This is a genomic window from Cellulosimicrobium sp. CUA-896 (genome assembly GCF_001942335.1).
Lineage (GTDB): Bacteria > Actinomycetota > Actinomycetes > Actinomycetales > Cellulomonadaceae > Cellulosimicrobium.
The window spans coordinates 35,080-42,791 of the sequence record NZ_MKKH01000026.1 but is presented as its reverse complement, the minus strand read 5'-3'; the positions used below and the strand labels follow the sequence as shown (position 1 = coordinate 42,791).

At 75.7% G+C, this 7,712-nt stretch carries 8 protein-coding genes and 2 pseudogenes; all 10 read right to left on the bottom strand.

The window, feature by feature from the left end; genetic code table 11:
- Window positions 1-1,107, bottom strand: a 1,107-nt coding sequence (locus tag BJF88_RS10030) for a zf-HC2 domain-containing protein (RefSeq protein WP_187346213.1), incomplete at its 3' end; no start/stop codon positions are given.
- Window positions 1,077-1,436: a sigma factor gene (locus BJF88_RS19030; protein WP_139316003.1), complete on the bottom strand. Its 360-nt coding sequence runs from the start codon at window positions 1,434-1,436 to the stop codon at window positions 1,077-1,079. The genes BJF88_RS10030 and BJF88_RS19030, both read right to left, overlap by 31 nt.
- Before the next feature lie 102 nt (window positions 1,437-1,538).
- Window positions 1,539-2,198: a YrhK family protein gene (locus BJF88_RS10025; protein ID WP_075828685.1), complete on the bottom strand. Its 660-nt coding sequence runs from the start codon at window positions 2,196-2,198 to the stop codon at window positions 1,539-1,541.
- A 28-nt stretch (window positions 2,199-2,226) separates the two neighbouring features.
- Window positions 2,227-3,595 (bottom strand): annotated as a pseudogene (locus BJF88_RS10020) (glutamate decarboxylase).
- A gap of 28 nt (window positions 3,596-3,623) precedes the next feature.
- Window positions 3,624-4,001, bottom strand: coding sequence for a PLDc N-terminal domain-containing protein (locus BJF88_RS10015; RefSeq protein ID WP_075828684.1), 378 nt, complete (start codon window positions 3,999-4,001; stop codon window positions 3,624-3,626).
- 30 nt (window positions 4,002-4,031) lie between these two features.
- Window positions 4,032-4,313 carry an SHOCT domain-containing protein gene (locus BJF88_RS10010; RefSeq protein ID WP_075828683.1) on the bottom strand — a complete coding sequence of 94 codons (282 nt, stop codon included), beginning with the start codon at window positions 4,311-4,313 and terminating at the stop codon, window positions 4,032-4,034.
- Window positions 4,314-4,395: 82 nt separating this feature from the next.
- Complete coding sequence (locus BJF88_RS10005) at window positions 4,396-4,863, bottom strand: DUF6325 family protein (RefSeq protein WP_075828682.1); 468 nt, start codon at window positions 4,861-4,863, stop codon at window positions 4,396-4,398.
- Window positions 4,864-4,968: 105 nt separating this feature from the next.
- Window positions 4,969-5,598: a LuxR C-terminal-related transcriptional regulator gene (locus BJF88_RS21960; protein ID WP_255371931.1), complete on the bottom strand. Its 630-nt coding sequence runs from the start codon at window positions 5,596-5,598 to the stop codon at window positions 4,969-4,971.
- A gap of 1,169 nt (window positions 5,599-6,767) precedes the next feature.
- Window positions 6,768-7,109: pseudogene (locus BJF88_RS21955) on the bottom strand (LuxR family transcriptional regulator); the annotation flags it as partial.
- 171 nt (window positions 7,110-7,280) lie between these two features.
- A complete protein-coding gene (locus BJF88_RS09990) occupies window positions 7,281-7,664 on the bottom strand; it encodes a carboxymuconolactone decarboxylase family protein (protein ID WP_083649025.1) in 384 nt (127 codons plus the stop codon).
- Window positions 7,665-7,712: the final 48 nt, after the last annotated feature.

Below are 7,712 nucleotides of genomic sequence, written 5' to 3'. Positions count from 1 at the left end.
CGCGGGCCTCGTCCGCGTCGAGCCGCGGGTGGGCTCCGGGTCGGTGGGCTCCGGGTCGGGGGTCGGGGACGGTCCGGGTCGCGGCGGCTCGGACGTGCCCGGGACGGCGGTGGGCGGCGTCTCACCCGCCGGCCCGTCGGCGACCGGCCCGGGCGCCACGTCCTCGTCCGCGAGCGCGCCCGCGGGGCGCTGGTCGCGTGCGGTCGGCTCGTCGGCGGGCGACGGGTCGGGCGTCTCGGGGGCGCTCGCCCCGTCGAGGGTCTCGTCGTCCGACGGCGGGAGCGGGCCGTCGTCCGCAGCACCGACCCCGTCGTCGACGTCGTCGTCGGCCGCGTCGACCTCCGCCGCGACGACGTCGGGGGACGCGCCCGGCCCGGCGTCCGACGCCGCCCAGGGCTGCGCGAGCGTGACCATGCCGACCGTCACCGCGACCGCCCCCGCGACGAGCAGCCCGACGAGGGCCCCAGGCGTGCCGACCGTCGCCGCCGCGCCGACGACGCCCGCCAGCGTGGAGACCGCCGCCGTGGTGGACCCCGCCGCCGCGGAGCCCGCCGCCGCGGAGCCCGCCGCAGCAGCACCCGCCGGGGCCGCGGCAACGCCCGACGCCGGGGCCGTCCCCGCGCCGGACACCGAGGACACCGACGACGGGGCCGCCGAGGCCGGAGCCGCGGGCGCGACGGCGCCGAGGACCGCGGGCGCGCCGACCGCGAGCGGGAGGAGGACGACGCGCAGCCGGGAGGCGACGTCGTCCAGCTCCGCCGCGAGCGCGGTGCACGAGAGGCAGCCCGCGAGGTGCTCCTCGACCCGGTCGCGCGCGGCGCCCGACAGCGCCCCGCGGACGTGGTCGCCGAGGTGCTCGACGGTCCAGCGGCACCCGGGGGGCACGCCGTCGGTGGACAGGTGCGCCTGGACCCAGGCGCGGCGCAGGCCCTCGCGCGCGCGGTAGGCGAGCGCGGCGGCGGCCTGCGCGGACATGCCGAGCAGCGCTCCGGTCTCCCGCGCCCCCATGCCCTCGACCTCGGTGTACCAGAGGACGGAGCGCCACCGTTCGGGCAGCTCGCGGAACGCCCGGACAGTCATGGACCGCTCGAGGACGGCGGTGGGCACGTCGGTCTCGTCCGCGCCGTCGGGCAGCTCCTCCACGGGGACGGGTGCGGGGGTGCGGGACCACGTCGCGGCCACCCCGCGCAGCGTCGTGTACAGGTAGGCCCGGAACGGGCCGGTGGGCCCGGCGCCTGCTGCAGGGCGCGCAGGATGCGCAGGTACGCCTCCTGGACCACGTCGTCCGGGTCGTACGTCGACGTCAGCCGCCGCGCGGCGGCGCGTCCCGCCGCGGCGTGCCGCTCCCACAGGACCGCGTACGCCTCGACGTGCCCCGCCCGGACCGCGTCGGCGAGCTCCACGTCACCGAGGTCCGCCAGGTCCTCCGTGCGCATCTCGTCCTCCGCTCGGGCCGCGCGACCACCGCGCCGGCCCTCGGGGGATGAGAGGGCGATGGACGCACGTCATGACGCCGGTCCCGCCCGGCGTCCCACCACCTATGCACGTCGCCGCTCCTGGAGCACGACGGAGCGGCGCGAGAGCAGGGCCGCGGCGAGGAAGCAGACGGCGCCCACGACGGTGCCCGCCGCCGACCACCAGGCGCTGAGGTACGTCCCGGTCGTGGGCACGACGTACGCGCCGACGGCGGAGGCCGCGAACGCGACGGAGCCGAGCATGTTCAGCCACGTGCCGTGCCACGTGCGCGCGTCGGTGTCCCACAGCTCGCCGCGGTCGCGCGTCGCCACGAGCGCGAGCGCGCTCGACAGGAGGAACGCGACGGAACCGTACGCGTCCGGCCGCCACCCCGCGCCCACGCGGCTCGGCTCCGCGACGGCGGCGAGGAGCGCCGCGGCCGTGCTCACGTTGAAGCACACGGTCCCGACGAGCTGCACCGCGGCGGACCACCAGTCCCAGCGGTCGGCGGGACGCGTGCCGCCGCGGGGCGGACGACGCCCGCTCAGCGCGAGCTGGACGAACGCGGCGGCGGTGAACAGCAGCGAGCCGACGAAGAACGTCACGCCGACGACGACCGCCCCCACCGCGTCCGCGTACGGCGGCAGGGCCCCGACGAGGAAGCACAGCGACCCGGCCGCGAAGCCCCACGCCTCGCGCCGCAGCCGTCGGCCGGTCGCGACCGAGCCGGCCGTGGCGCTCATGCCGCCGCCCCTCGCCCGTCGTGCCCGGTCAGTGGTGGAACCCGGAGCGCAGTCCCTCCACGGGCATCGGCGAGGTGAGCCCGTCGAGCCACTGCGTCTCGGTGCGGATGTCGGCGAGGAGGTCCTCCGCGAGCCCGCGGCTCACCCCGTTGCGCACGACGACGCGCTGCACGGTGAGGTCGGCGAGGTCGTCGGGCATGGGGTAGGCCGGGACCAGCCAGCCCTTCATGCGCAGGCGGTCGGAGAGGTGGTAGAGGTTCCAGTTCTCCGTGTGCCCCGCCTTGAGCCGCCACGCGAAGACGGGGATGTCGGAGCCGTCGTTCCACAGGTCGAAGGCGCCGATCTGCCCCACACCCTCCGCGAGGAACCGGGCGACGTCCTGGCACTCCTGCTGGATCGCGGTGTACCCCTCCCGGCCCAGCCGCAGGAACTGGTAGTACTGCAGCAGCACCTGGGCCCCCGGGCGGGAGAAGTTGAGCGCGAGGGTCGGCATGTCGCCGCCGAGGTAGCTCACGCGGAAGACCAGCTCCTCGGGCAGCGCGTCGAGCGTCCGCCACACGACCCAGCCCACGCCGGGGTAGACCAGCCCGTACTTGTGGCCCGACGTGCTGATCGAGTGCACCCGCTCCAGCCGGAAGTCCCACTCGATCTCCTGCTGGAGGAACGGCGCGATCATCGCGCCCGACGCCCCGTCGACGTGGATGGGCACGTCGTGCCCGTGCGCCGCTCCAGGTCGTCGAGCGCCGCGGCGATCTCCTTCACCGGCTCGTACATGCCGGTGTAGGTCACGCCCATGATCGCGACGACGCCGATCGTGTTCTCGTCGACGAACTCCTCCAGCCGGCTGCCGTCGAGGCACGGGTGGTCCTCGTCGATCGGCACGTACCGCGCCTCGACCTCGAAGTAGTTGCAGAACTTCTCCCAGCACACCTGCACGGCCGAGCTCATGACGAGGTTGGGCCGCTCCGTCGGCAGGCCCGCCGCACGCCGTGCGAGCTGCCACCGTCGCTTGAGCGCGAGGCCGCCGAGCATGCATGCCTCCGACGACCCGATGGTCGAGGTCCCGATGCAGTCCTCGACGTCCGGGACGTTCCACAGCGACGCGAGGATGCGCCAGCAGTTGTCCTCGACGGCGGCCGTCCGCGGGTACTCGTCCTTGTCGACCATGTTCTTGTCGTAGACTCGCGGTACAGGCGGTCGGCCTGGTCGCCCATCCACGTCGCGACGAACGTCGCGAGGTTCAGCCGCGAGTTCCCGTCGAGCATCACCTCGTCGTGGACGAGCTGGTACGCCGACGTCGGCTCCATCTCGCCGTCCGGCATGGTGTACCGGGGCATGACCGACCGCACCGACGGGCGCGTGTAGGTCGGCCGCAGCACGTGCGCGCCGTCGCTCATCGCCCGGCCCTCTCGAACCGGCGCGCCATCAGGCCAGCGCCTTGGCCTTGAGCGCGGCGAACTCCCGCTCGTCGATGGCCCCGGCGTCGAGCAGCGCCTTCGCGTCGCTGATCTGCGACGCCGGCGACGCGCCGGCCACGTCCCGGATGTACGCGTCCGTGTCCGCCCGGGCGCGCTCCAGCCGCTCCGCGTGCCGCTCCGCCATGCCCCGCCCGCGCGCGATGAGGTACACGAGCGCCGTGAGGAACGGCAGGAAGACGAGCGCCACGAGCCACAGCGCCTTCCACCACCCGCTCAGGTGCCGGTCGCGGAACAGGTCGCCGATGATCTGGAACAGGATCACCAGGTACATGACGAAGAAGAACCACCAGACCATGAGCCAGAACCAGTCCCAGAAGCTGTCCATGTCCCTGCCTTCCGTCGTGTCGGCCCGCCGTCAGCCGGCGAGGATCCGCGCCTTCTGCGCGTCGAACTCGGCGGGCGTGAGCACGCCCTGGTCCCGCAGCGCCGCCAGCTTCGTGAGCTGCTCGATCCGCTCGTCCGCGCCGGACGGCGGAGCGTACGCGGGCGGCGGCGCCGCGTAGGTCTGCTGAGGCGCCTGCTGCGCCTCCTGCTCGGCCCAGCGCCCGGCCTGACGGCGCGAGACACGGTTGGAGACGGCCGTGGCCGTCCCGGCGACGACGGCGGTGCGCGCGACACCGCGCAGAAGTCCTGGCACGGGGGTGTCCTCTCTCTCGCGGCCGGGGGCAGACGCCCCACCCGGCCTCCGACTCGAACTACGACTGGATCTTTGACGCGATCTACGACTCGATGGCGTCCAACGACGCGAGCAGCGCCTGGACGGGGATGCGCCCGCTCGCCACGAGCTGGGCGCCGTTGCGGCGCAGCGCCGTCGCGAACGGCGCGGCCCACGTGTTCTCGTACACGAGCACGACGGCCGTCATGCCGGTCTCGACCGCGTTGGCGGCCTCGGCGAGGTCGTCGTCGTCGAGCAGGCCCGAGCGCGCACCCTCGAAGACGTCGAGCTCCGTCGACCCGTCCCCGAGCTGCGCCAGCTCGAGGCCGGTGACGCTCCCGTCGTCCTCCTTGCGGATCACCACGAGGTCGAGGACCCGGATGATGCCGCGCTCGACGAGGTCGACCAGCAGCGGGAACGCGACGTCGCCCGTCGCCCGCTCGGTCGGCAGCTCCACGACGAGGTAGTCCACCGGGCCGCTCTCGAGGTCCTCGAGCGCGCCACCGGGCGTTCCGTCGAGCTCCTGCGTCATGGTCGCCGTCCTCTCGCGGTGCGTCCGCCCGCGCCGCCCGCGGGCCTCCCGCCCAGCGTCCCGCCCACGGGTGCCGGCGTCCTCATGCAGAACGCATGAAGTGCCTCAGCCGCCGAGCAGGCCGAGCGCCACGGCTCGCTCCACCGCACCGCTGCGCGAGCCCGCACCGAGCTTGCGGTAGATCGACGCCACCTGAGAGCTCACAGTGTTGCGGGAGACGTACAACCGGCGGCCGATCTCCGCCATCGTCAGGTGCGTCTGCAGGTACGGCAGCAGCCGCAGCTCGGCCGGCGTGAGCGGCGGCGCGCCGGGAGCCGTCGCGACCCCCTCGAGGCGCTCGCGGAACGCGGCGATCTCGTCGGCGAGGAGCCCGACGCGCGGTCGCCGGCGCTGGATCTCGTCCATCTCGCGGAGCAGGTGCATCGCGGTCGTGCGGTCGCCCAGGGTCGTGAAGGCGTGCGCGAGCTGCAGGCGCGTGCGCAGCGCGAGGAACGGCAGCACGTAGGTGCACTGCACCCGGGCCCGCATCCCGCGCGCGAGGAGCCGCTCCGCCGCGGCGGCCTCCCCGCGGTGCAGCGCGACCCGCGCGGCCGCCGCGAGCGCCAGGCCCGTCGTCCCGTAGCCCTCCATGTGGTGGGTCTCGACCGCGCGGACCGCGGCCCCGGCGTGCTCGGCGGCGGTCGGCCACCGGCCCTCGCCGATCGCGACGACGGCGAGCTCGGCCTCGCTGAGCACGACGGAGTCCGCGTTGCCCGCCTCGGCGCCCCGCGCCGAGGCGGCTCGACGACGCCGCGCGCGCCGCGTCGACGTCGCCCACGAGGAGCGACGTCGACCCCAGCAGGTGGAGGGCCTGGTCGCGCCACGGGCTCCACGCGGGCTCGAGCGCGACGGCGACGCGCGCGCACTCGACCGCGCGCTCCGGGCCGTCCACGCACGTCGCCGCGCGGACCTGGCAGCGCGCCGACTCGATCGCGGCGCGGTCCTCGTCGGACGCACCGCTCGTGTCGAGCCGTTCGAGGACGGCCGCCCACCGCTGGGCGGCGGCCGGCTCGCCCAGCAGCAGCGCCCGCCACGTGGCGACGACGACGAGCGGGGCCGAGGCCTCGACGGTGTCGTCGCCCAGCGCGGCGAGCCAGCGGGTCACGACCGCGACCTGGCCCTCCTGGTAGGTGGGGAGCGCCAGCCCGGCGACGAGCAGCGCGGCCTCGTCGCGCTCGCCCGCCGCGAGGAGGTGCTCGACGGCGCGCGCGGGCAGCCCGTTGGGCGGAGTACCACACGGCGGCGCGGCGGTGCAGCGCGGGCAGCAGACCGTTCTCGGTGCGGCGCAGCTCGGCGAGGAGGAACTCCCGGAACAGGGCGTGGTAGCGGTACCAGCCGCGGCGGTGGTCGAGCGGGACGAGGAAGAGGTTCGCCGCGTCCAGCTCGCGCAGCCGCTCCGCGGCCCCGGTGGCGTCGAGCACCGCGTCGCACACGTCGGCGGACAGCTGGTCGAGGACGGCCGTGCGACGCAGGAAGTGCTGCGCCGCCGGGGCGAGCTGCGCCAGGCACTCGCGGTACAGGTAGTCGGCGACGAACCGGTCGTCGCCGGTCAGCGAGGCGACGGACCCGCCGTCGCGCACGATCAGCGCGCACAGGAGCACGCCGGTCGGCCACCCCTCGCACCGGTCGACGACGGCGGCCAGCGCGGCGTCGGAGGCGTCGGCGCCGACGCCCGCGAAGATCGTGCGCGCGCCGGCGACGTCGACGCGCAGGTCGTCGGGACCCATCTCGAGCACGTCGCCCTCGACGCGGCGGCTCGCGACGTGCGCCTGCTCGTGGCGGCTCGCGACGACGACCTGCGAGCCGTCCGGGACGCCGCGCAGCACGATGCCGAGCGCGTCCTGGCACGCCTCCGAGTCGGCCTCGTGCAGGTCGTCGACGAACAGGACGAACGGCTCGGGCGTCCGGGCGAGGGCGGCGGCGAGGAGCGGGGCGGACCGTCCCAGCACCGTCGGCCCCGTGCCGCGCATCTCGCCCGCGACGGCGGCGACGTGCGGCGACACCGTGGAGCACGCGAGCGCGAGCAGCGAGAGCAGCGCCCCCGGGTCGTCGTCGAGCGGGTCGACGGTCGCCCAGGCGACCGCGCGGTCCTCGGTCCGGGCCCACTCGGCGAGCGTCGTCGTCTTGCCGTACCCGGGCGGGGCCGTGACGGCGACGACGCGCGCGCCGCTCGTGCGCGCCCGGTCGACGAGCGCACGACGGCTCACCGCGCCGCGGCGTGCCCGCGGCGCCTGGACCTTGCCGGCGAGCAGCGCGGTGCTCAGGTCCGGCCGGGTGGCGGTGGACGTGCGGTCCCCCTGGGGCACGTCAGCAGCCTAGGAGCGCGCCACGGAGCCCTCAACAGGTGTCCCGGGGCAACGGGGTCGGGCGGTCGCGCCTCAGGCGGACGGCGCCTCCCGGACGTCGCCACCCAGGCCCGCGGTCGGCGGGGCGCCGGGCACCGCGTCGTCCCAGAGGCCCTCGACCGGCTCGAGCCCGAGTGCCAGGGCGAGCCGTGGCGCGGCCGCCACGACGTTCGGCAGCCCCACGATCGGGATCACCGCGGAGAGCACGTCGACGATCTGGCCCGCCGACGCCCCCGCGCCGACCGCGGCGTCGACCTCCGCGCCGTAGGTGGGGTCGGCACCGCCGACGGCGACGAGCGCGGCGAGCCGGACGAGCGCGAGCGTCCGCGGGTCCAGCTCACCGGGGTCGAGGCCGCGTCCCTCCTCGAGCCGCGGGTCGTTGACCGTCAGCCGCTGCAGCCGTTCCTCGTAGTCCACCTCGACCGCCCCTCCTCTGCGACGCCGAGCGTGCTCCGGCGCTTCGGT